The organism is Pseudomonas extremorientalis, assembly GCF_001870465.1.
GTDB classification, from domain to species: Bacteria; Pseudomonadota; Gammaproteobacteria; order Pseudomonadales; family Pseudomonadaceae; genus Aquipseudomonas; species Aquipseudomonas extremorientalis.
The window spans coordinates 331,221-353,528 of sequence record NZ_MDGK01000063.1 but is presented as its reverse complement, the minus strand read 5'-3'; the positions used below and the strand labels follow the sequence as shown (position 1 = coordinate 353,528).

General features: G+C 61.5%; 19 protein-coding genes and 1 pseudogene. 12 read left to right on the top strand and 8 right to left on the bottom strand.

The window, feature by feature from the left end; genetic code table 11:
- Window positions 1-103 precede the first annotated feature (103 nt).
- The 8 genes from BFN10_RS28530 to BFN10_RS28495 all read left to right on the top strand — a co-directional run bounded on the left by BFN10_RS28530 (window position 104) and on the right by BFN10_RS28495 (window position 7,375).
- Window positions 104-1,252, top strand: a complete 1,149-nt coding sequence (locus tag BFN10_RS28530; protein ID WP_071488463.1) for an integrase core domain-containing protein — start codon at window positions 104-106, stop codon at window positions 1,250-1,252.
- A 237-nt stretch (window positions 1,253-1,489) separates the two neighbouring features.
- On the top strand, window positions 1,490-2,071 hold the full coding sequence (locus tag BFN10_RS28525; RefSeq protein ID WP_071492529.1) for an alpha/beta hydrolase: 582 nt from the start codon (window positions 1,490-1,492) through the stop codon (window positions 2,069-2,071).
- A 49-nt stretch (window positions 2,072-2,120) separates the two neighbouring features.
- Window positions 2,121-3,047 (top strand): sigma 54-interacting transcriptional regulator, encoded by a 927-nt coding sequence (locus BFN10_RS28520; protein ID WP_058424836.1) that lies wholly within the window; start codon window positions 2,121-2,123, stop codon window positions 3,045-3,047.
- 128 nt (window positions 3,048-3,175) lie between these two features.
- Window positions 3,176-3,958 carry a MetQ/NlpA family ABC transporter substrate-binding protein gene (locus BFN10_RS28515; RefSeq protein ID WP_071492528.1) on the top strand — a complete coding sequence of 261 codons (783 nt, stop codon included), beginning with the start codon at window positions 3,176-3,178 and terminating at the stop codon, window positions 3,956-3,958.
- 490 nt (window positions 3,959-4,448) lie between these two features.
- Complete coding sequence (locus BFN10_RS28510) at window positions 4,449-5,114, top strand: amino acid ABC transporter permease (protein WP_003187615.1); 666 nt, start codon at window positions 4,449-4,451, stop codon at window positions 5,112-5,114.
- Window positions 5,095-5,754, top strand: a complete 660-nt coding sequence (locus BFN10_RS28505; RefSeq protein ID WP_071492527.1) for an amino acid ABC transporter permease — start codon at window positions 5,095-5,097, stop codon at window positions 5,752-5,754. Before BFN10_RS28510 ends, BFN10_RS28505 begins: the two co-directional genes overlap by 20 nt.
- Entirely contained in the window at window positions 5,751-6,527 is a 777-nt protein-coding gene (locus BFN10_RS28500) for an amino acid ABC transporter ATP-binding protein (RefSeq protein ID WP_071492526.1), read from the top strand. The genes BFN10_RS28505 and BFN10_RS28500 overlap by 4 nt, the downstream gene beginning before the upstream one ends.
- Window positions 6,524-7,375 (top strand): transporter substrate-binding domain-containing protein, encoded by an 852-nt coding sequence (locus BFN10_RS28495; protein WP_071492525.1) that lies wholly within the window; start codon window positions 6,524-6,526, stop codon window positions 7,373-7,375. Before BFN10_RS28500 ends, BFN10_RS28495 begins: the two co-directional genes overlap by 4 nt.
- A 122-nt stretch (window positions 7,376-7,497) precedes the next feature.
- On the opposite strand, the pseudogene BFN10_RS29835 reads toward BFN10_RS28495, so the two are convergent.
- Window positions 7,498-7,569: pseudogene (locus BFN10_RS29835) on the bottom strand (ATP-binding protein); the annotation flags it as partial.
- A gap of 167 nt (window positions 7,570-7,736) precedes the next feature.
- Here BFN10_RS29835 and BFN10_RS28490 point away from each other — a divergent pair.
- The 4 genes from BFN10_RS28490 to BFN10_RS28475 are packed head-to-tail and all read left to right on the top strand — an operon-like array spanning window position 7,737 to window position 15,122.
- Window positions 7,737-8,819 carry an efflux RND transporter periplasmic adaptor subunit gene (locus BFN10_RS28490; RefSeq protein WP_071492524.1) on the top strand — a complete coding sequence of 361 codons (1,083 nt, stop codon included), beginning with the start codon at window positions 7,737-7,739 and terminating at the stop codon, window positions 8,817-8,819.
- On the top strand, window positions 8,816-9,886 hold the full coding sequence (locus BFN10_RS28485; protein ID WP_071492523.1) for an efflux RND transporter periplasmic adaptor subunit: 1,071 nt from the start codon (window positions 8,816-8,818) through the stop codon (window positions 9,884-9,886). Before BFN10_RS28490 ends, BFN10_RS28485 begins: the two co-directional genes overlap by 4 nt.
- Window positions 9,883-12,936, top strand: coding sequence for an efflux RND transporter permease subunit (locus BFN10_RS28480; protein ID WP_071492522.1), 3,054 nt, complete (start codon window positions 9,883-9,885; stop codon window positions 12,934-12,936). Before BFN10_RS28485 ends, BFN10_RS28480 begins: the two co-directional genes overlap by 4 nt.
- A gap of 2 nt (window positions 12,937-12,938) precedes the next feature.
- Window positions 12,939-15,122 carry a glycoside hydrolase gene (locus tag BFN10_RS28475; protein WP_071492521.1) on the top strand — a complete coding sequence of 728 codons (2,184 nt, stop codon included), beginning with the start codon at window positions 12,939-12,941 and terminating at the stop codon, window positions 15,120-15,122.
- Between the two features lie 116 nt (window positions 15,123-15,238).
- Here BFN10_RS28475 and BFN10_RS28470 read toward each other — a convergent pair whose 3' ends face one another.
- The 7 genes from BFN10_RS28470 to BFN10_RS28440 are packed head-to-tail and all read right to left on the bottom strand — an operon-like array spanning window position 15,239 to window position 22,302.
- The gene (locus BFN10_RS28470; protein ID WP_071492520.1) at window positions 15,239-15,865 is read right to left on the bottom strand and encodes a class I SAM-dependent methyltransferase; all 627 of its coding nucleotides are present in this window, start codon (window positions 15,863-15,865) and stop codon (window positions 15,239-15,241) included.
- Between the two features lie 40 nt (window positions 15,866-15,905).
- Entirely contained in the window at window positions 15,906-16,550 is a 645-nt protein-coding gene (locus tag BFN10_RS28465; RefSeq protein ID WP_071492519.1) for a methionine ABC transporter permease, read from the bottom strand.
- Complete coding sequence (locus tag BFN10_RS28460; RefSeq protein WP_071492518.1) at window positions 16,540-17,655, bottom strand: methionine ABC transporter ATP-binding protein; 1,116 nt, start codon at window positions 17,653-17,655, stop codon at window positions 16,540-16,542. Before BFN10_RS28460 ends, BFN10_RS28465 begins: the two co-directional genes overlap by 11 nt.
- Complete coding sequence (locus BFN10_RS28455) at window positions 17,652-18,467, bottom strand: MetQ/NlpA family ABC transporter substrate-binding protein (RefSeq protein WP_025855519.1); 816 nt, start codon at window positions 18,465-18,467, stop codon at window positions 17,652-17,654. The genes BFN10_RS28460 and BFN10_RS28455 overlap by 4 nt, the downstream gene beginning before the upstream one ends.
- Entirely contained in the window at window positions 18,464-19,843 is a 1,380-nt protein-coding gene (locus BFN10_RS28450; RefSeq protein ID WP_071492517.1) for an LLM class flavin-dependent oxidoreductase, read from the bottom strand. The genes BFN10_RS28455 and BFN10_RS28450 overlap by 4 nt, the downstream gene beginning before the upstream one ends.
- The gene (locus BFN10_RS28445; protein WP_071492516.1) at window positions 19,843-21,036 is read right to left on the bottom strand and encodes an SfnB family sulfur acquisition oxidoreductase; all 1,194 of its coding nucleotides are present in this window, start codon (window positions 21,034-21,036) and stop codon (window positions 19,843-19,845) included. The genes BFN10_RS28450 and BFN10_RS28445 overlap by 1 nt, the downstream gene beginning before the upstream one ends.
- 24 nt (window positions 21,037-21,060) lie before the next feature.
- The gene (locus tag BFN10_RS28440) at window positions 21,061-22,302 is read right to left on the bottom strand and encodes an SfnB family sulfur acquisition oxidoreductase (RefSeq protein WP_071492515.1); all 1,242 of its coding nucleotides are present in this window, start codon (window positions 22,300-22,302) and stop codon (window positions 21,061-21,063) included.
- Between the last annotated feature and the right edge of the window lie 6 nt (window positions 22,303-22,308).

Here is a 22,308-nt window from a genome sequence, read left to right as displayed (position 1 = left end):
TGTGGGAGGGGGCTTGCCCCGGTACAAACCGGGGACATCGTTTACATTTCTAACCGGGGACATGGTTTACAGGTTAATACGCATGATCAGGAGGTAACTGATCATGCCCTGGAACCAAGAGTCCCCCATGAACCAACGAATCAAGCTGGTTGCTGACTGGCTTTCGGGTAACTTCACGAAAAGCCAGCTGGCCCGCCGCTTCGGTGTCAGTCGACCTACCGTAGACAAATGGATTTCTCGGCATAACGGCGATTTGAAGTCGTTAGCCGAGGTTTCTCGGCGACCTCATAACAGCCCCAACAAGACCGACGATAAGATCCTGGCTCGCGTAGTGGCCATGAAGGAAGCCCACGATAAATGGGGGCCAAAGAAGCTCATTGAGCTATTGCGAATTGAAGATCCCTCTATCGATTGGCCGTCTCCCAGTACAGCCGGCCAATGGCTTGACCGACTTGGGCTGGTCAGCAAACGGCGGTTCAAGCGTCGGCACGGTACCTCGCATATTGAAATGCGAGAGGCCAATGACCCCAACAAAACCTGGTGCGTGGACTACAAAGGGCAATTCAAGATGCTCAACGCCCAGCTTTGCTTCCCGCTGACGGTTACAGACCATGCATCCCGTTTGATTCTGGCGTGCAGGGCTCATCCTAAAATCATGACCCAGCCTGTAAAACAAACCTTTGAGCGGCTTTTTCAGGATTACGGCATGCCGGAAGTCATTCGCTCAGACAACGGAGTCCCTTTCGCCTCTCCTGGCCTGGCGAGGATATCCACACTGGCCGTTTGGTGGATCCGTTTAGGTATCTATCCCGAGCGAACCATGCCGGGAAGACCTGCCCAGAATGGTCGACACGAACGAATGCATCGCAGCCTGAAACTTGAGCTACCGCTAGGGAGCAACTTGGTCGAGCAGCAGCTTTTGCTGGAGCATTTCCGGCATGAGTTCAATTACGTACGCCCTCATGAAGCGCTTGGTATGAAACGTCCGGGAGATGTGTACGTGCCATCTACCCGACGGTACCCAGGGTGCTTGCCCGATGTGGAGTATCCGGCAGAAATGCGGGTGCGAAGCGTCAGGCAGGATGGATCGATCAAGTGGAACGGCAAGTTGGTATTTGTCAGCGAGGCCCTATCCGGAGAAAGGATAGGTCTTAAAGAAGCTGAGGATGATGTCTGGGATTTGTACCTGTGTGATTATCCCTTGGGGAGGCTTGGACGAGGTATGACCCGCGTCCAAGCCTCAAATGTGTAAACGATGTCCCCGGTTTCAGATGTAAACGATGTCTACGGTTCTACACCCCGATTGCAGTGTGTCAGCCAATCAATCTGTAACTGATACACCGCCATCGGGAGCAAGCTCCCTCCCACATTTTGAACTTCATTAATTTTGAATTTTTGGTTATTAATAAATAGCTTCTTATTCCTTAACGAATATAACACCCGTCCCTATACTGTTCAGCAACGTTAAACGCTGCAGGAGGGCACACCCATGCACAGCGAGTCGATTCGTTATCTGATCGTGCCGGGCTGGCAAGGATCGCCAGAAGATCATTGGCAAAGTCACTGGCAGGCCAGCCTGCCCAATAGCGCCCGCGTGGAGCAGGCCGACTGGCTGACGCCACGTCGAGAAGATTGGGTCGCTGCGCTGGCCGAGGCCATCGCAGCCGACAGCACGCCGGTGATCCTGATCGCCCATAGCCTGGGCTGCATCACGGTGGCGCATTGGGCGGCCACCGCGCCGGTGCACTTCCTGCGCCAGGTGCGCGGTGCCTTGCTGGTGGCCCCGGCCGATGTCGAACGGCCCGCCTGCTCACCTGCGTTGCGTAATTTTGCGCCGATCCCGACCGACCTGTTGCCGTTCCCCAGCCAGGTGGTCAGCTCCGACAACGACAGTGCTGTCAGCGCCCCGCGAGCCCTGGAATTGGCCCGCAACTGGGGCGCCGAAGCCGGCATTCTGTCGGGGGCGGGGCACATCAATGTGAAGTCCGGCCACCAGCGCTGGGAACAGGGGTTCGCCTACCTCTATCGCCTGCAAAGCCGCCTTGAGCATCACGCCCGGCGTACTGCCTGAATTTTTTCAACGCCCCGTCCCTTGAGTGGATTGGCGGCGGGAGCCTGCCATGAGTCTGCATGAAACCTACGGCCAGCCATTGCTGACCTTTCCCGACGCGGAAAAAAGCCCACTGAGCATCCGCGCCAAGGCGCTGGTGTTTGTCGACCCGCGTTCGCGGCAGCTGCGCGAAGACCTCGAAAGCCTCGCACCCCGTGCCTTGCCCGTGTTGATCCGCGGCGAGACCGGTAGCGGCAAGGAGTTGCTGGCGAGGCATATTCACCGGGGCAGCGACCGCACCGGTCTGTTTGTCTCGGTCAATTGCGGTGCGATCAGCCCGACCTATGCCGATGCCGAATTGTTCGGTTATGCCGCCGGCAGCCACAGTGGTTCGGCCAGCAGCCGGGCAGGGTGGTTCGGTTCGGCGAATGGCGGCACCTTGTACCTGGACGAGATCGGCGATTTACCGCTGCCGATCCAGGTGAAACTGTTGGCCGCGCTGGAAAACCACGAAGTCACCCGTGTCGGTGCCCATCAGCCGAGCCCGGTGGATGTGCGCCTGGTCGCCGCCACCAGCATCGACCTGGCCCAGGCCGTGGCGGCCGGCAAGTTCCATGAGCGCCTGTTCCACTATCTGAGCGAAGGTCGGTTGGATTTGCCGGCGCTGCGCGAGCGGGTCGGTGACATCTTGTCCCTGGCCGAATACTTCCTGGGCATCTACAGTCAGCGCCTGGACCTGCCGGTGCCGCTGATCAGCGATGCCGCGCAGCGTGTGCTGGAACACCACAGCTGGCCGGGCAATACCCGCGAGCTGGAAAACGTTATTCACTTTGCCCTGCTGGTCAGCAGTGGGGATGAGATTTTGCCCGAGCATTTGAATCTGCCGGTAGCGGGTTCTGCGCTGGAACAGGTGCGGCGGATTTTCGAGCGCGCCAGCCCCGCCGAGCGGGAAACGTTAAGTAAATTCCTGCATGAACAAAATGGAATATCAACGTGAATAAAAGATATTGTTCGGGAATAAAAAATCTAGGTATTGTCCCTCCCACGCCGCGATAGCACTTCGCTGGCACACTACATAAAAAACGGTCGTCAGAGACGCCCCCGGAATTCCGATAAGGACACTGCATGAAAAAGGTTCTGTTGTTTACCGCACTGGCGGCTGCCCTGACTGCAAGCTTCGCCCAGGCCAACGAAAAACTGGTGGTGGCCGCCACGCCGATCCCGCACGCCGAGATCCTCGAACTGGTCAAGCCAACCCTCGCCAAAGAAGGCGTGGACCTGGAAATCAAAGTCTTCACCGACTACGTACAGCCAAACGTACAGGTTGCCGAGAAACGCCTGGACGCCAACTATTTCCAGACCCTGCCGTACCTGGAAAACTTCAACAAAGGCAAGGGCACCAACCTTGTGACAGTGGTCGGCGTGCACGTTGAACCGTTCGGCGGCTACTCGAAAAAGATCAAGAAAATTGAAGATCTGAAAGATGGTGCCACCGTGGCCATCCCCAACGAAGGTTCCAACAGCGGTCGCGCCCTGTTGCTGCTGCAGAAAGCCGGCGTGATCACCCTGAAAGACCCGACCAATGCCTTGGCCACGCCAAAAGACATCAAGGACAACCCCAAGCACCTGAAATTCAAGGAGCTGGAATCGGCCCTGCTGCCACGCGTGCTGGACCAGGTTGACCTGGACCTGATCAACACCAACTACGCCCTGGAAGCCGGCCTGAACCCGGCCAAGGATGCGCTGATCATCGAACACGCCGATTCGCCGTACGTGAACTTCCTGGTGGCTCGCCCGGACAACAAGGACAGCGATGCGATCCAGAAGCTGTCCAAGGCCCTGACCAGCCCGGAAGTCAAAGCCTTCATCGAGAAGAAGTACAACGGTGCTGTAGTGCCTGCGTTCTGATGTAACCCAAACCCCCTTCAAGGTTTGAACGCCGACGGCTGTACAGCGTCGGCGTTTTTTTATGCCCTGAATGTGGAATGCAATCCAAATGTGGGAGGGGGCTTGCCCCCGATAGCAGTGGTTCAGTCAGCACATTTTTTCTGTGCCACCACCATCAGGGGCAAGCCCCCTCCCACATTTGATCCGCTTTGATCTAGAGAGCTCTACTATTGATCGCCCTGCGCAACGCCATCAACCACTTCACCAACTCCTGCGGATCCATCGGTTTCACTTCCTTCATGGTTCGATCCCTCGAATCTCAGACCTCCAAACCATAGCCCTCACCCGCCAAACCCGCGAATCCGGCGGTTATCTTTTTGGGTGATATCAATATGCTATTTGGGTATTTAAACTTTGATTTTTATACCTTTAAAGTTCGCGCTACCCGGCGTTACCCACACCGGATCGGATTGCGCTCGCTGCACTACCCGTGCGGCGTCATGGACTGGAAATGACCTTCGATTTCGCTTTTATCCTCAGCACCCTGCCGGCGTTCCTGAAGGCCGTGGGGGTGACGCTGCAAGTGGGCCTGATCGCCATTGCCACCTCCCTGCTGGTGGCGCTGATCAACGCCGCGCTGCTGGTGTTTCGCACACCTTACCTGTCGCGCCTGGTGGCGCTGTATGTGGAGCTGGCGCGTAACACGCCGCTGCTGATCCAGCTGTTTTTCGTGTACTTCGCGCTACCGGCCCTGGGCTTCAATATCTCCGGGTTCTGGGCGGCGATCATCACCATGACCTTCCTCGGCGGCGCCTACCTCACCGAAGTGCTGCGCGCCGGTGTGGAAGCGGTGCCGCTGGCGCAGATCGAGTCGGGCAAGTCCATCGGCCTGTCCGACTGGCAACTGCTGCGCCACGTGATCCTGCCCCAGGCCGGCATCCTCAGCCTGCCAGCGCTATTCGCCAATTTCATCTTCCTGCTCAAAGAGACCACCGTGGTCTCCGCCGTGGCGGTGCCGGAGATTCTCTACACCACCAAGAGCTACATAGCGCTCTACTACAAGACCTACGAAATGCTCGCCGTGCTGACGCTGATTTGCGTGTTGCTGTTCTTGCCGCTGTCGCTGCTGCTCAGCCGCCTGGAAAGGAGGCTCCAGCATGGCCAGTTCGGGTCTTGAGTTGCTGTGGGTGTCGTTGCCGCAACTGGGCAAGGGCGCTGCGCAAACCCTGTCGATTTCGTTCTTGAGCATCGCCTTCAGCACCGTCGGCGGCGTGCTGTACGGCGTACTGCGCACCTTGAACAACCGCCTGATCAACGGCGTGCTGCGGGTGTACCTGGAATTGTTCCGCGCGATCCCGGTGCTGGTGTGGCTGTACCTGGTGTTTTTCGGCTTGCCGATTTTCTTTGGTTTGAGCATTCCGAGCTTCTGGTGCGCGGTGTTGGTGCTGTCGCTGTGGGGCGCCAGCGAAGTGGGCGAGGTGGTGCGCGGCGCGTTGCATTCGCTGCCCCGTGGCCAGCGTGAAGCGGGCTTGTCGATTGGCCTGTCCGACCCGCAGCTGTACGGCTACGTGCTGCTGCCGCAAGCGCTCAAGCGCATGACGCCGCCGACCATCAATGTCTACACGCGCATTATCAAGACCAGTTCCCTCGCTGTGCTGATCGGTGTGGTGGACGTGATCAAGGTCGGCCAGCAAATTATCGAACGCACCTACGAGTCCGTGTTGATCTACGGCGTGCTGTTCCTGTTTTTCTTCTTTATCTGCTACCCGTTGTCGGCCGCCTCCAAGGTGCTGGAACGGCGCTGGGGCCAGGCATGAACGCATTGATCGAGTTCCAGGGTTTCAACAAATTCTTTGGCGAGGCGCAGGTGCTCAAGGGCATCGACCTGAGCGTGCAAAGCGGTGAAGTGGTGGTGATTCTCGGCCCCAGCGGTTGTGGCAAAAGCACCTTGCTGCGTTGCCTCAATGGGCTGGAAGTCGCGCACAGCGGCAGCCTGCGTTTCGCCGGCAAAGAGCTGTTGGACAAACACACCGACTGGCGCCAGGTGCGTCAGGACGTGGGCATGGTGTTCCAGAGCTACCACCTGTTCCCACACATGAGCGTGCTCGACAACATCCTGCTCGGCCCGCTGAAAGTGCAAAAACGCGACCCCCGTGAAGCCCGCGAACAGGCGGAAAAATTGCTGGCCCGCGTCGGCCTGGCGGACAAGCGCGATGCCTTCCCGCGCCAGCTCTCCGGCGGCCAGCAACAACGCATCGCCATCGTCCGTTCGCTGTGCATGAACCCCCAGGTCATGCTGTTTGACGAAGTCACCGCAGCCCTCGACCCGGAGATGGTCAAGGAGGTGCTTGAAGTGATCCAGGGCCTGGCTCGCGATGGCATGACCCTGCTGATCGTCACCCACGAAATGGCCTTCGCCCGCGCCGTCGCCGACCGCGTGGTGTTCATGGAGGCCGGTCGCATCCTCGAACACAACACCCCCGAGGCATTCTTTACGAACCCGCAAACCGCACGCGCGCAGCAGTTCCTGGAGAAGTTCTCCTTTGTTTCAACACTGCCCAAGAAAACCCAGGAACTGGAGCTGATATGAAAAAACTACTGCTGCCACTGTTTGCCGTCGCCCTGCTCGCCGGCTGCGATAAAAAGGCCGAAGAGCCTGCAAAACCGGTTGCCGCCGCAAGCTACCTCGACAAGATCAAGGCGCGCGACAAGCTGATCGTGGGTGTATTCACCGACAAGCCGCCCTTTGGTTTCGTCAACGAAGCCGGGCGCTACGTCGGTTTCGATACCGACATCGGCCGCCAATTCGCCAAGGACCTGCTGGGCGATGAAAACAAAGTCGAATTCGTCGCCGTCGAACCGGCCAGCCGTATCCCGTTCCTGCAAAGCGACAAGGTCGACCTGATCCTCGCCAACATGACCGTAACGCCCGAGCGCAAGGAAGCGGTGGACTTCACCAACCCCAACCTGAAAGTCGCGGTACAGGCCCTGGTGCCCAACGACAGCGCGGTGAAAAGCCTGGATGACCTGGCGACCCGCACCACCATCGTTACCACCGGCACCACGGCTGATATCTGGCTGACCAAGAACCACCCGGACTGGAAGCTGCTCAAGTTCGAGAAGAACTCCGAGTCGCTGCAAGCGTTGTCCGCCGGCCGTGGCGACGCCTACGCCCAGGACAACCTGGTGCTGTTCAGCTGGGCCAAGCAGAACCCGGGCTACCGCGTGCTGGAAGAGAAGCTCGGTGATGAAGCGCCCATCGCGCCGGCGGTGAAGAAAGGCAACATCGAACTGCGCGACTGGGTGAATGCCGAGTTGGCGAAGCTGGGCGAGGAGAAGTTTTTGCTCAAGCTGTATGACCAGTATGTGCGTAAAGAACTGAGCGATGACACCAAGCCTGAAAGCGTGATTGTTGAAGGCGGGAAGTGGCAGGGCTGATACCGCTATCGGGGGCAAGTCGCACCGCCCCTCCCACACTTGAATGTATTCACAGATCAATAATGTGGGAGGGGCGGTGCGACGATTCGACTTGCCCCCGCTGAGGCCAGCACAACTACCGCCTACTCCGGCCAATGCCAAGCCGGCGCATCCAGAATCCCCTGCCCGTCAATCCGGGTTTCCCCCAGCACCTTGTTCGCCGGCAAACCGGTAATTGGCCACCGCGTGGGTCTTGAGCATGGGCATCCAGTCGCCTTGGGAACCATTGGAGTATGGGAGCCTCCATGCAGATAAGGAACCCTGAACTAAGCTCACAGTCGCATACACACTGGCACGTCGGCATCACGCAAAAGGAGCCTGCATGGGCGCTCGCATTTCCACCTGTATTTTCGGCCTTGGCCTACTGGCGCTGTTGAGCGGCTGTGGCGAGGACAAGGCTGAACCCAAGGCCCATTCGCGGGTGTTCGTGCAGACCGTGCAGCCGGCGGACTTCGCGGCGGCGGTCACGCTGACCGGGGATATCCAGGCTCGGGTGCAAACCGATCTGTCCTTCCGCGTGGGCGGCAAAATCATCCAACGCATGGTGGATGTGGGCGACCGCGTGACCGCCAGGCAAGTGCTGGCCAAGCTCGACCCCAAGGACTTGCAGACCAACGTCGATTCCGCGCAGGCCCAGGTCGTGGCCGAACAGGCGCGGGTCAAGCAGACCGCCGCCGCCTTCGTGCGCCAGGAAAAACTCTTGCCCAAGGGCTACACCAGCCGCAGCGAATACGATTCCGCCCAGGCCGCGTTACGCAGCAGCCAGAGCGCCCTGGCTGCCGCCCAGGCTCAACTGGCCAACGCCCGCGAGCAACTCGGCTACACCGCGCTGATCGCCGAAGCGCCTGGGGTGATTACCGCACGCCAGGCCGAAGTCGGCCAGGTGGTACAGGCCACCGTACCGATTTTCAGCCTGGCGCGCGATGGCGAGCGTGATGCGGTGTTCAACGTCTATGAGTCCCTGCTGGTGGAGCCGCCGCCCGATGCGCCGATCACCGTCAGCCTGCTGGATAACCCCAGCATCAAGGCCGTGGGCAAGGTCCGTGAGGTCACCCCCGCCGTGGCCGCCAACACCGGCACTGTGCAGGTGAAAATCGCCCTGCAGGCCTTACCCAAAGGCATGGAGCTGGGCTCGGTGGTAAGCGCCACCGCCAATGGCCCGGCGAAGGCCAGTATCGAATTGCCGTGGGCCGCGCTGACCAAAGACCTCAGCGAACCCGCTGTGTGGTTGGTCGACGGCGACGGCAAGGCGCAATTGCACAAAGTCACCGTGGCACGTTACCTCACCGGCAAAGTCATCATTGGCGACGGCCTCAAGGGCGGCGAAAAAGTTGTGGTCGCCGGCGGGCAATTGCTGCATCCCGGCATGATTGTCGAGATCGCCCAGCCAGGAGCGCAGCCATGAAACGCCTCACGGGGATACTCGCCGCCAGCCTGCTGCTGGTGGCCTGCTCCAAGGAAGAACCGCCGCCCGAGCCCGTGCGCCCGGTCCTGTCCATGGAAGTGAAGTCGCAAGACCAGGAAAACCTCGGTCGCTTCGCCGGCACCATCCAGGCGCGCTACGAAAGTAATTTAGGCTTCCGCGTACCCGGCCGCATTGCCCGCCGCGCGGTGGACGTGGGCGCCGAGGTGGAGAAGGGCGCCTTGCTCGCCGTCCTCGACCCCACCGACCAACAGAACCAACTGCGCTCGGCCCAGGGCGACCTGGCCCGCGTGCAGGCGCAATACATCAACGCCCAGGCCAATGCGCGCCGCCAGCAGGAGCTGTTCAACCGTGGCGTCGGCGCCCAGGCCCAGCTGGATATCGCCCAGACCGACCTGAAGACCACCCAGGCCTCGCTCGATCAGGCCCAGGCCTCCGTCAATCAAGCCAAGGACCAGCTCAACTACGCCGAACTGCGCACTGACCACGCCGGTATCGTCACCGCCTGGAATGCCGAGGCCGGCCAGGTGGTCAGTGCCGGCCAGCAGGTCGTCACCCTGGCGCGCCCGGATATCAAGGAAGCCGTGATCGACCTGCCCGCCGGCCTCGCCGAGCGCTTGCCACCGGACGTGGTGTTCCTGGTTGCCGGGCAGCTCGACCCCAGCGTGCATACCACCGCTATCGTGCGCGAGATCGAACCCCAGGCCCAAAGCGCCACGCGCACCCGACGTGCGCGCCTGACCCTGGCCGACACGCCGCCCGCGTTCCGCCTGGGCACGGCGATCAGCGTAACGTTGAGCACCGCCATCGCCCCGCGCATCGAAGTGCCCCTGAGCGCCTTGCAGGACGTCGACGGCAAGACCCGCATCTGGCTGCTCGACACCCAGAGCCAGACGGTACAACCGCGTGATATCACGGTGATCAGCCGCGATGCCGACAGCGCCTTGCTCAACGGCGGCGTCAAACCCGGCGAGCGCATCGTCACCGCCGGCGTCAACAGCCTGAAACCTGGGCAAAAAGTCAAAATCGACGAGGACAGCCCGCGATGAAAGGGAGCTTCAACTTATCCGACTGGGCCCTCAAGCATCAGTCCTTCGTCTGGTACCTGATGTTCGTCGCGCTGCTGATGGGCGTGTTTTCGTACATGAACCTGGGCCGTGAGGAAGACCCTTCCTTCACCATCAAGACCATGGTGATCCAGACCCGCTGGCCGGGCGCGACCCAGGAAGAAACCCTCAAGCAGGTCACCGACCGTATCGAGAAAAAGCTTGAAGAGCTCGATTCCCTCGACTACGTGAAAAGCTACACCCGGCCGGGCGAGTCCACGGTATTCGTGTTCCTCAAGGACACCACCAGCGCCAAGGACATCCCCCATATCTGGTACCTGGTACACAAGAAGATCGACGACATTCGTGGCAGCTTCCCACCGGGTTTGCAGGGGCCGTCGTTCAACGATGAGTTCGGTGATGTATTTGGCTCGGTGTACGCCTTTACCGGCGATGGCCTGTCGATGCGCCAGTTGCGTGACTACGTGGAGCAGGTGCGCGGCGAGATCCGCTCGGTGCCGGGGTTGGGCAAGGTCGAGATGATCGGCCAGCAGGATGAAGTGATTTACCTGAACTTCTCCACGCGCAAACTGGCGGCGCTGGGGATTGACCAGCGCCAGGTGGTGCAGAGCCTGCAATCGCAGAACGCGGTGACGCCGGCCGGGGTGATCGAGGCCGGGCCGGAGCGGATTTCGGTGCGCACCTCGGGGCAGTTCGCCTCGGAGAAGGACCTGGCCAACGTCAATCTGCGGCTCAATGACCGTTTCTATCGCCTGGCGGATATCGCGGACATCAGCCGGGGTTATGTGGACCCGGCGCGGCCGATGTTCCGGTTCAACGGCAAGCCGGCCATCGGTCTGGCGATTGCCATGCAGAAGGGCGGTAATATCCAGTCGTTCGGCAAGGCCCTGCACGAGCGCATGGACGAACTCACCGCCGACCTGCCAGTGGGCGTCGGCGTGCACAAGGTGTCCGATCAGGCGGAAGTGGTGGAAGAGGCGGTCGGCGGTTTTACCAGTGCCTTGTTTGAGGCCGTCATCATCGTGCTGGTGGTGAGCTTTATCAGCCTCGGCATGCGCGCCGGACTGGTGGTGGCGTGCTCGATTCCGTTGGTGCTGGCCCTGGTGTTCGTGTTCATGGAATACAGCGGCATCACCATGCAGCGTGTGTCGCTCGGCGCGCTGATCATTGCCCTCGGCCTGTTGGTGGACGACGCGATGATCACCGTCGAGATGATGATCACACGCCTGGAAAAAGGTGAGACCAAGGAGCAGGCGGCGACCTACGCCTACACCTCCACGGCGTTCCCCATGCTCACCGGTACGCTGGTGACCGTCGCGGGGTTCGTGCCGATCGGCCTCAACGCCAGCTCGGCGGGCGAGTACACCTTTACCCTGTTTGCGGTGATAGCTGTGGCGATGCTGGTGTCGTGGGTGGTGGCGGTGCTGTTTGCGCCGGTGATCGGCGTGCATATCCTGAGTGCCAACGTCAAACCTCACAACGCAGAGCCGGGGCGGATTGGACGGGCTTTCAATGGCGGCATGCTGTGGGCCATGCGTAACCGCTGGTGGGCGATTGGCATCACCGTGGCGCTGTTCGCGGCGTCGGTGTTTTCCATGCAGTTTGTGCAGAACCAGTTCTTCCCCTCGTCGGACCGCCCGGAAATCCTCGTCGACCTCAACCTGCCGCAAAACGCCTCGATCAACGAGACGCGCAAGGCCGTCGACCGCCTGGAAGCGATCATCAAGGACGACCCGGACATTGCCCGCTGGAGCACGTACATCGGCCAGGGCGCGATCCGTTTCTACCTGCCCCTCGACCAGCAACTGGAAAACCCCTACTACGCGCAGTTGGTCATCGTAAGCAAGGGCCTGGAAGAGCGTGGCGAGTTGATCGCGCGCCTGCAAAAGCGCCTGCGTGATGATTTCGTCGGGATCGGCAGCTACGTGCAGCCGCTGGAAATGGGCCCGCCAGTGGGCCGGCCGATTCAGTATCGCGTGTCGGGCAAAGATACCGACCAGGTGCGCAAGCACGCCATCGAACTGGCGACCTTGCTGGACAAGAACACTCACCTGGGCGAGATCATCTACGACTGGAACGAGCCGGGCAAAGTGCTGCGCATCGACATCGCCCAGGACAAGGCGCGCCAGCTGGGGCTGTCGTCGGAAGACGTGGCGCAGTTGATGAACAGCGTGGTCAGCGGCGCTTCGGTGACCCAGGTGCATGACGATATCTACCTGATCAACGTGGTGGGTCGTGCCGAAGACGCTGAGCGCGGTACGCCGGAAACCTTGCAGAACCTGCAGATCGTCACGCCCAACGGTACGTCGATTCCGCTGCTGGCCTTCGCCACTGTGCGTTACGAGCTGGAGCAGCCGCTGGTATGGCGTCGCGACCGCAAGCCGACCATCACCATCAAGGCTTCAGTGCGCGATGAGATGCAGCCGACGGACCTGGTCAAGCAGCTCAAGCCGGAAATCGACAAGTTCAGCGCTGGCCTGCCGGTGGGCTACAAGGTCGCTACCGGCGGCACCGTGGAAGAAAGCGGCAAGGCCCAGGGGCCGATTGCCAGCGTGGTGCCGTTGATGCTGTTTCTCATGGCGACGTTCCTGATGATCCAGCTGCACAGCGTGCAGAAGATGTTCCTGGTGGCCAGTGTCGCGCCGCTCGGGTTGATCGGTGTGGTGCTGGCGTTGATCCCTACGGGCACGCCCATGGGTTTCGTGGCGATCCTCGGCATCCTGGCGTTGATCGGCATCATCATCCGTAACTCAGTGATCCTGGTGACGCAGATTCATGAGTATGAGGTGGCCGGCTATACGCCGTGGGATGCGGTGGTGGAAGCCACCGAGCATCGGCGCCGGCCGATCCTGCTCACGGCGGCGGCGGCGAGCCTGGGCATGATCCCGATTGCCCGTGAGGTGTTCTGGGGGCCGATGGCCTACGCGATGATCGGCGGGATCATCATCGCGACTTTGTTAACACTTTTGTTTTTGCCTGCGCTTTATGTGGCTTGGTACAAGATCCGGGAGCCCAAACCAGAGCAGAGCTGAACATGCCTCACTCCCTGCGCCACGGTCTGTTGATTTGCACACTGTTGCTGTCACCCATGGCTTTTGCCAGCACCGTATTGGAAAACCTCCTGTGGCGGGTCGAACTCGACCCGGCCACCCTCGCCATCCGCGTGACGCCCCACGGGCAGGCGACGGTACAAGCTTCCAGCGGCTTGCCGGCGCGTGCCGTCAGCCAGCTTGTGCGGAGCGATCAACAGGCCAGTTGGCAGTGGGATGACGGCGCCTTCCGGGTGAGCGCCAGTCTTGAACAGCGCGACCTCAAGTTGACCCTGCGCGCGCGTGGGCCTGGCGAGCTACCTATCCTTCAGCAACCCGCCAGCGCCCTGGGCAACGGGCTGATGTGGCCGTTGGCCGAAGGGCATTACGTGCCCGCCGACAACGCTGCATGGAAAGCGTTTTTGCAGGAACAAGGTGATCTCAACACCACCCAGGACCTCAGCCTGCCGCTGTGGGGCCTGGACCACGGGCGCTTCACCTTGAACTGGTTGCTGACCAACCCCTACAACAATCGCCTGCGCTGGCAGGAAGGGATGGCGCTGTCCGTGGCCCATGAGTTCACCGCGCTCGACCCTGATGCGCCGATGACCCTGCTGTTGCACCTGGGGGAGGCCGATCCCTTGGCCGGCGCCAAGCGCTACCGCCAATGGCTGGTGGAGCAAGGGCGTTATGAACCGCTGGCGGAAAAACTGCGGCAGACACCCGAGGCCGAGAAGTTGCTGGGTGCCAGCCATGTCTACCTGTGGGGTAATGACCTGCTGGCGCTGGAGGATGTCCGTGACTGGCCGTTGTTGCTCAAGCGCCTGCGTGGCCATGAACTCAAAGGCTTGCTCGACAAGGAGTCGACAAAGATCCTGGGGCAGGCGACGGCCTTGAATCGCTATGAGCAGACCGCGCTGCTGCGGGGGCTGAATGCGGCAATCAACAGCAAGGCCCGGCAGAGTTGGCAGGTGCAAGAGCCGGATATGAAGCGCCTCGCTGCACGTTATGGTGAGCTGCGCAGCGAGTTGGCCGTCGCGTTCGCCGGTGCGCTGAGCGACAACCCCCAAGCCTGGGGCAGCCGGGCGATCCAGTCGCTGCGTGATACAGGTCTTTCACGCTTGCTGCTGACCCTGGGCGAAGGCTGGGAGGGCGGCCTGTGGCACCCCGAGGCGATCCGCGCCGGGGTTGAGGCGGGTTACCTGATGGCGCCCTACGATTCCTATGAAACCGCGTTGTCTGCCACGGAAAATCCGGATTGGACCACCGCCCATCTGGGCAGCAGGGCTTACCGCGACTGCGCGATTATGTTGAAGGGTGGCACGCTGAAAACCGGCTTCCAGCAGTCCGGTCACTACACCGACCCACGTTGCGTGCGGCCTTTGCTCGAAGCCCGTGTGAAGGCCGTGCAGGCCAAGGCCGGTTTCAACGCCTGGTTCCTCGATGCCTATGCCACCAGCATGGTGTTCGACAGCTACCGCGCCGGCGCCGGGATGACCCAGGCGCAAAACGCCGAGGGCAATATCGACGCCTCGCGCTGGCTCAACACGGTGCTCAAATTGCCAACCGGTTCCGAAGACGGCAACGCCATCACCGCCCAAGGCATTCTGTTCGCCCATGGCATGCAGACGCCGGTGATTGGCTGGGGTGACCAGGCCATGACCCAGGACAAGCAATCGCCTTACTACGTGGGCAATTGGTACCCGCCGGAGCAGCCGACGGTGTTCTTCAAGCCGGTGCCGCTCAAAGAGCCGTTTCGTACGATCTACTTTGAGCCGAGCATGCGGCTGCCGTTGTACCAGGCGGTGTTCCACGGCTCGGTGATCACCACACACCACTGGCTGTTCGACAGTCTCAAACTGAACAATGTGCGGGTCGAGAATGAGCTGACGCAACTGCTCTACAACGTGCCGCCGCTGTATCACCTGAGTGCCTCGACCGTTAAGCAGCGGCTGCCGGTGATCCAGCGGCAGGATCGGTTCTTCCGGCCGCTGCACCAGCGTTTGGCGACCCAGGCGATGACGGATTTTCGTTGGCTGACGGCGGACAGGCAGGTGCAGCAAACCACCTTTGCCGATGGGACGCGGTTGGTGGCGAATTTTGCTGTCGAGGAAAAGGAGGGCTATGCCGGGCGCAGTGTGACTGCATATGGGGTGGGTGAAAAACCGCTGGTGTATCGGGTGGAGTAAGGTTGCTTCAGCAGGCGTCATCGGGGGCAAGCCCCCTCCCACATGTTGACTGTATTCACACATCAAACTGTGGGAGGGGGCTTGCCCCCGATGGCGTCAGACCAGGCAACGAAAATCTACCGCTTGCGCCACACACTCGCCAACCAGGGCTGCTGCGCCCTGGGCAATCCTGCCGGCCGGTAGTAATGCTCCAACTCCACAAACCCGGCTTGCGTCAGGAGTGTTTGCCACGCCGCCAGGTCGTGATAAGACCCGTACCGTGGCCCATTCCAGCCTTCCTGGTTGTCACCCCGAGGGTTGGAACTGAACAACACGCCGCCCGCCTTCAACGCCCCATGCAATTGCTTGAGCACACGTGGCAGTTCCTGCTTGGGGATATGAAACAACACCGCATTGGCGAAGATCCCGTCAAAGCGCTCGACAGGCAGGTCGAGCTTGAGGAAATCCTGCTGCAACACCTCGCAGCCACTGTCCTCCCGCGCCATCTGCGCAAACCGCTCCGAGCCGTCGAGCCCCACCGCGATATGGCCCATGCGGGTAAAGGTCTGCAAGTCACGCCCTGGGCCGCAGCCGAAATCCAGCACAGTAAACGGTGCCGGACCCTGGATATGCCGCAGCAGGGCATCGATGTTCTGGCTCACATCGTGATCGCGGGTGCCTTCACGGAAGTCCTCGGCCACTTTGTTGTAGTGGCCGAGGGTGGCGGAGGTGATCTGCTTAAGGTCGTCGGGTTTGAGTGTCATGACGGGTAATACCGGGCGTCTTCGATGACCCGACTATACCTCACCTCTTATTGAGCCCCCGCGCCAGGCGATCCCCACCCACCTGAATCACCGCCACCAGAATCACCAGCAGTACGATCACCGTGAGCATGATCTGCGTATCAAAGCGCTGATACCCATAACGGTACGCAATATCCCCCAAGCCCCCCGCACCAATCGCGCCGGCCATGGCCGATGAGTTGATCATGGTCACCAGCGTGATGGTGAAGCCGCCGACGATCCCCGGCAGCGCTTCCGGCAACAGCACGTGCCAGATGATGTGCCAGCGGCGGCAGCCCATGGCTTGTGCGGCTTCGATCAGGCCGTGGTCGACTTCGCGCAGGCTCACTTCGGCAATGCGTGCAAAGAACGGCGTGGCGGCGATGGTCAAGGGTACGACCGCTGCCCATACGCCGTAGGTGGTGCCGACGATCAGCCGAGTGAACGGGATCAGCGCCACCATCAGGATCAGGAACGGAATCGAGCGGAACAGATTGACGAACGCCCCCAGCACGCGGTTCAGCGCCGGGGCTTGGTAGATGCCGCCTTTGTCGCTGGTCACCAGGAACACCGCCAGCGGGATGCCCACCAGCAGCGCGATCAGCGATGACACGCCGACCATCAACAACGTGTCGATGGCGCCCTGCACTAAACGATCAAACCACATAGCCCAGCACCTCCACCTGTTGTGCCCAATTGCCGGCGCGGTTACGCAGTTCTTCCGCGCTGTGGGGCGAGCCATTGACCGCCAGCAGCAGTTGACCTAGGGCATGCCCCTGGATGCGTTCCACGCCGCCTTGCAGCAAGCGCACGCGCCCGCCTAGGGCGCCGAACAGTGCGGCCAGGTCCGGCTCGTCGGTATCGCTGCCGGTGAAGCGCAGGCGCAGCACCACCGAGGCATTGGCAGTCGCCGGTTTGGCCTGCAAACGGCTTTGCAACTCGTCCGGCAGACCGTGTTGCAGGGGGGCCAGCAGGGTTTTGCTGACTTCATGCTGCGGGTTGCCGAACACGTGCCACACCGGGCCTTGCTCGACGATGCGCCCATGTTCCAGCACCACCACGCGGTCGCAGATTTCGCGGATCACCGCCATCTCGTGGGTGATCAGCACGATGGTCAAACCCAGGCGCCGGTTGATTTCGCGCAGCAGGCCTAGGATCGATTGGGTCGTCTCCGGGTCGAGGGCCGAGGTGGCCTCGTCGCACAGCAGGATCTCGGGGTCGTGCACCAGCGAACGGGCAATGCCCACCCGTTGTTTCTGCCCGCCGGACAGCTGCGCCGGGTAAGACGTGTGCTTGTCCTGCAACCCCACCAGTTCCAGCAGCTCGCGTACTGTTTGCTCGCGCTGCTGCTTCGGCACGCCCGCCACTTTCAACGGCAACTCGACGTTCTGCCACACCGTTTTGGCCGACATCAGGTTGAAGTGCTGGAAGATCATGCCGATGCGTCGACGCAGGGCCACCAGACGGCCTTCATCAAACTCACCGATGTCAACCTGATCGATCAGCACCCGCCCGCTGCTGGGTTGTTCCAGGCGATTGATGGTGCGGATCAGCGATGACTTGCCGGCGCCGCTGCGGCCAATGATGCCGAACACTTCACCGCGCTGGATCGCCAGGTCGATGCCTTGCAACGCATGCACCGTGCCGTCGTAGGTCTTGCCCAGGTTGATGAAACGCACATGCGCGCGATTGAGGTTCGGGTGCAATTCGCTCTGCTCGGCGTCCCTGGGCGGCAGGCCCAGGTCGCGCAGTTGGGCATGGGCGGCGGTCATTTTTTATCTTCCCAGCCGACTTGGTAGAGCTTGCCGAGGGATTTATCCAAGGCGGCACGCACCACCGGCGAATGCTGGTAGATATCCACAAACTTGATCACCCGTGGGTCGGTCTTGCTTTTGGGCTGGATCACGAACTGGATCACGTACTCCGGATGGTCGAGGCCGTCGAACAGCAGCGCCGACTCGGCATCGAAGGTCTTGGACAGGCGGATATACGCCGGGTAGCCCTGCACCAGGTCGGCATCGTCATAGGCGCGCACCAGTTGCACCGCTTCGACCTGCAGGATCTTGATCTTCTTCGGGTTGGAAACGATGTCCTCTTCGGTGGCCTTGTAGCCCACGCCCGGCTTGAGCGTGATCAGCCCCGCCTTGGCCAGCAGTTGCAGGCCACGACCGCTGTTGATCGGGTCGTTGGCAATCGCCACGCTGGCGCCCTGGGGCAGGTCGTTGATGCTTTTGTACTTCTTGGAATACAGCCCGACGTTGTTGATGATGCCCGGCGCATAAGGCACCAGGTCAAAACCGGCGGCGGCCTTGGCGTTTTCCAGGAACGGGATGTGCTGGAAATAGTTCACGTCGATATCGCCGGCAGCCAGGCTGACGTTGGGTGCGATCCAGTCGGTGAACTCCACCAGCTCGACTTTGAGGCCTTGCTTGCCGGCTTCGGCTACAGCGGCTTCCAGAGGAATCGCAAAGGCGGCGGTGGTGCCGATCTTCAACGGCGCATCGGCGGCGAATACCGCTGAGCTGAACAGTCCGAATGCCAGGGCCAGTGCTTTGACTGGATGAGTGAGCAGTGTCTTTTTCATTGGGTATTTCCAGTCAGAGAAGCAATTTGTCGGTAGGTGGAACCGGTGTGTTGTTCGGGTAGGCGGGCGCTGCCCTGGAAGACTTTTTCCCGCAGCGTTCCCTGTTCATATTCAGTTTTGTACGACCCGCGCTTTTGCAGCTCCGGCACCACCAGGTCGATGAAGTCCACATAGCTTTCCGGCGTGACGATGCGCGTTAGGTTGAAGCCATCCAGGCCGGTCTCGCTGATCCACGATTCCAGCTCGTCGGCGACCTGTCCGGGCGAGCCGACCAGGGTGATGTAGCGCCCGCCCAGGGCGTGCTGTTCCAGCAATTTGCGTCGGGTCCAGTCGTTGTTCTGCAGGTTCTTGGTGGCCGACTGGATCGCGTTGCTCTTCACGTACTGGATCGGCTCGTCCAGTTCGTATTGGGCAAAGTCGATGGCGGTGGAGGCCGAGAAATGCGCCACGCCGGCTTCCGGGCTGGCGTAGCTGAGGTACTCGGCGTGTTTGGCCCAGGCCAACGCTTCTGTGGCACCCACGATCACGTTGAGGCCCATGAACACCTTGATGTCATCCGGGTTGCGCCCGGCCTCGACCGCGCTGGCGCGCACCTTGTCCACCTGGACCTTGGTCGCCGCCTTGTTCTGGCCGCTGATGAATACGCACTCGGCATGGCGCCCGGCGAACAGCAACCCGCGCTCCGAACTGCCGGCCTGGAACAGCACCGGCGTACGTTGTGGAGAGGGCTCGCACAGGTGATACCCGTCCACCTGGTAAAACTCACCCTGGTGCTCGACCTTGTGCACCTTGCCCGGCTGCGCATACACCCGCGCCTTGGGGTCGTTGAGCACCGCGCCGTCTTCCCAGCTGCCTTCCCAGAGTTTGTAGAGCACCTCCAGGTATTCATCGGCCTGGTCGTAGCGGCGGTCATGCTCGACTTGTTCAGTGAGGCCCATGGCCTTGGCGGCGCTGTCGAGGTAGCCGGTGACGATGTTCCAACCCACACGGCCACGGCTCAGGTGGTCCAGCGTGGACATGCGCCGGGCGAACAAATACGGCGGCTCGTAGGTGAGGTTGGCGGTGAGGCCGAAGCCGAGGTTTCTGGTGACGGCGGCCATGGCTGAGACCAACAGCAACGGATCATTCACCGGCAGTTGGATCGACTCTTTGAGCGGCACATCAATCGAGTTCTGGTACACGTCGTACACACCGACGATATCGGCGATGAACAAACCGTCGAACAGCCCGCGCTCCAGGGTTTGCGCCAGCTCGGTCCAGTACTCGATCGTCTTGTACTGGGTCGAAGTGTCCCGTGGATGCGTCCACAGGCCGTGGTTGATATGCCCGATGCAGTTCATGTTGAAGGCATTGAGCAGGATTTTTTTCTTCGCCATCAAATGGTCCCCCGCAGTGGCGGGTTTTCATCATTCAGGTAGTAATTACCCACCGCGTGGTACTTCCACCGCACCGGGTCGTGCAGGGTGTGCACCCGGGCGTTGCGCCAGTGACGGTCCAAGCCATGTTCAGCCAGGGTCGCCTGGCTGCCGGCCAGTTCGAACAGGGTGCTGCCGGCGGCCAGGGAAATTTCGGTGCTCAAGGCGCGTACTTCCGCGACGGCAATCGAGGCGGCAGCGACGGTCTCGGCGTTGCTGTCGGCCTGGGCGCGGTCCAGGTATTCGCCCGAGCGCTCCAACAGCGCCTCGGCGGCGTGCAGGCGGATGCTCAAGTGGCCGAAGCTTTTCAGGGTCAGTGGGTCTTCAGTGGCCTTGTCGTTGCCGGAGTCGATCCATGGGCGGGTCTTGGTGCGTACAAAGTGCAGCGCATCTTCAAAGGCCGCACGGGCGATCCCGGTGTCGATGGCAGCGTGAAGGATCTGGGCCAGCGGGCCGACGGTGGTCGGGCGTTCGAAGGCGCTCTGGAACGGGATCACGTCCTGCGCGGCCACCCACACGTTATCGAACACCACCGAACCGCTGCCGGTGGTGCGCTGGCCGAAGCCGCTCCAGTCGTCGATCACGCTCAGGCCTTCGCTGTCGCGTGGCACAAAGGCCAGTTGCTGCACGCCGTGTTCATCCACCACCGAAGTGGGGATGCGCTGGGCGTAGATCGCGCCGGTGGAATAGAACTTGCGGCCGCTGATACGGAAACCGTCACCGTCGCGGGTGATTTTGGTGACGCGGTCATGGGCGGTCTTGGTGCCCAGTTCCGCCAGGGCGTTGCCGAAGCGCTGGCCGGCGAGTACCTCGGTGTACAGGCGTTTTTGCTGTGCCGGGCTGCCGTTTACGCGCAGCACTTCCAGGGCGTAGAAATGGTTTTGCGGGATCTGGCCCAGGGATGCATCGGCCTGGGCTATCAAGGCAATGACCTTGGCCAGGGTGACATTGGATACGCCCGCGCCGCCGTATGCCTTCGGCACGCTGATGCCCCACAGGCCGGAGCGCGAGAACGCATCCAGCTCGGGCAAGGGCAGGCGGCGCTCGCGGTCGCGCTGGGCGCTGTCGCGGCGAAAGTCTTCGGCCAGGTCGCTGGCGACAACAAGGGCTTGTTCGTCGCTGGTGATGACCGCGACGGGATGAGAGAAAGTCATGATGTTCTCCAGATGTCTGGTCGGTCAGATCCAGGAATGGCGAGCCGGCAAGGTACCGTTCAAGCGATAGGCGCCGATGGCGTGATACTTCCAGCGCACCGGGTCGTGCAGCGTGTGCACCCGGGCGTTGCGCCAGTGACGGTCGAGGTTGAATTCGGCAAGGGTGGCGCGGCTGCCGGCCAGTTCGAAGAGCTTTTCGCTGACCAGCAGCGACACTTCGGTGGTCAGCACCTTGGCCTCGGCCACGGCGATGGAGGAAAGCGCGGCGGACTGCGCGGTGATCGGCGCGGCGCTGACCTGGTCCAGCACTTGCCCCGCTTTGCGCAGCAAGGCTTCGGCGGCGTGCAGTTCGATCTTCAGCTTGCCGATGTCGGCGATCACATACAGGTCATCGCTGGCACGTTCGACCTTGGCGTCGATCCAGGGGCGCGAGCGTTCGCGTACGAACGCGATGGTGTCATCCAGCGCGCCACGGGCGATGCCGGCGTCGATGGCCGCCTGGATCAATTGCGAGACGGCGCCCTGTATCGTCGGGGTTTCGCCGATGCGCCAGTTTTCCACGACCAGTTCGGCCTCCACCGGCACCTGATCCAGCAGCACCGTGCCGCTGGCGGTGGTGCGCTGGCCGAAGCCAGACCAATCGTCAACGATGCGCAGCCCTTCAGTACCTCGGCGCACGAACGCCATGACCTGCTTGCCATCATCGTTCAACGCCTTGACCGCGACCCAATGCGCAAACAGCGCGCCGGTGGAATAGAACTTCTGGCCGCTGATTACGTAACCGTCACCGTTGGCGGTGATGCGCGCCTTGAGCTCCAGGGTATTCCTGGTGCCGCGTTCCGGGCCGCCATTGCCGATGCGCCAGCCGTCGAGCACGCTTTGGAACAGCTGCTTTTTCTGGCGTTCGGTGGCGGCGCCCTGCAACAGGTGCAGGATGCCGAAATGGTTCTGCGGGATCTGACCGAGGGCCGGGTCTGCCGCGCTGATGATCGCAAACACCTCGGCCAGGGTCACGAACGACACCTGCGGGCCGCCGTACTCACGGGGAATGGAAATACTGCCCAGCCCGCTGCGGGTGAACTGCTCGATCTGCGCCCACGGCAGCTTGCGTTGCTGGTCGCGCCTGGCGGCTTGCAGGCGTGCCGCCCGGGCCAGCTCATGGGCAGCTTTCAGCGCCTCTGCGTCGTTGCGCAGCACGGTGGCCGGCAACAGCAGGGGGGCTACGTCCAGATCATTCTGGGGGGGTGTTAGAGCCAAGTTAGACATCAGCGC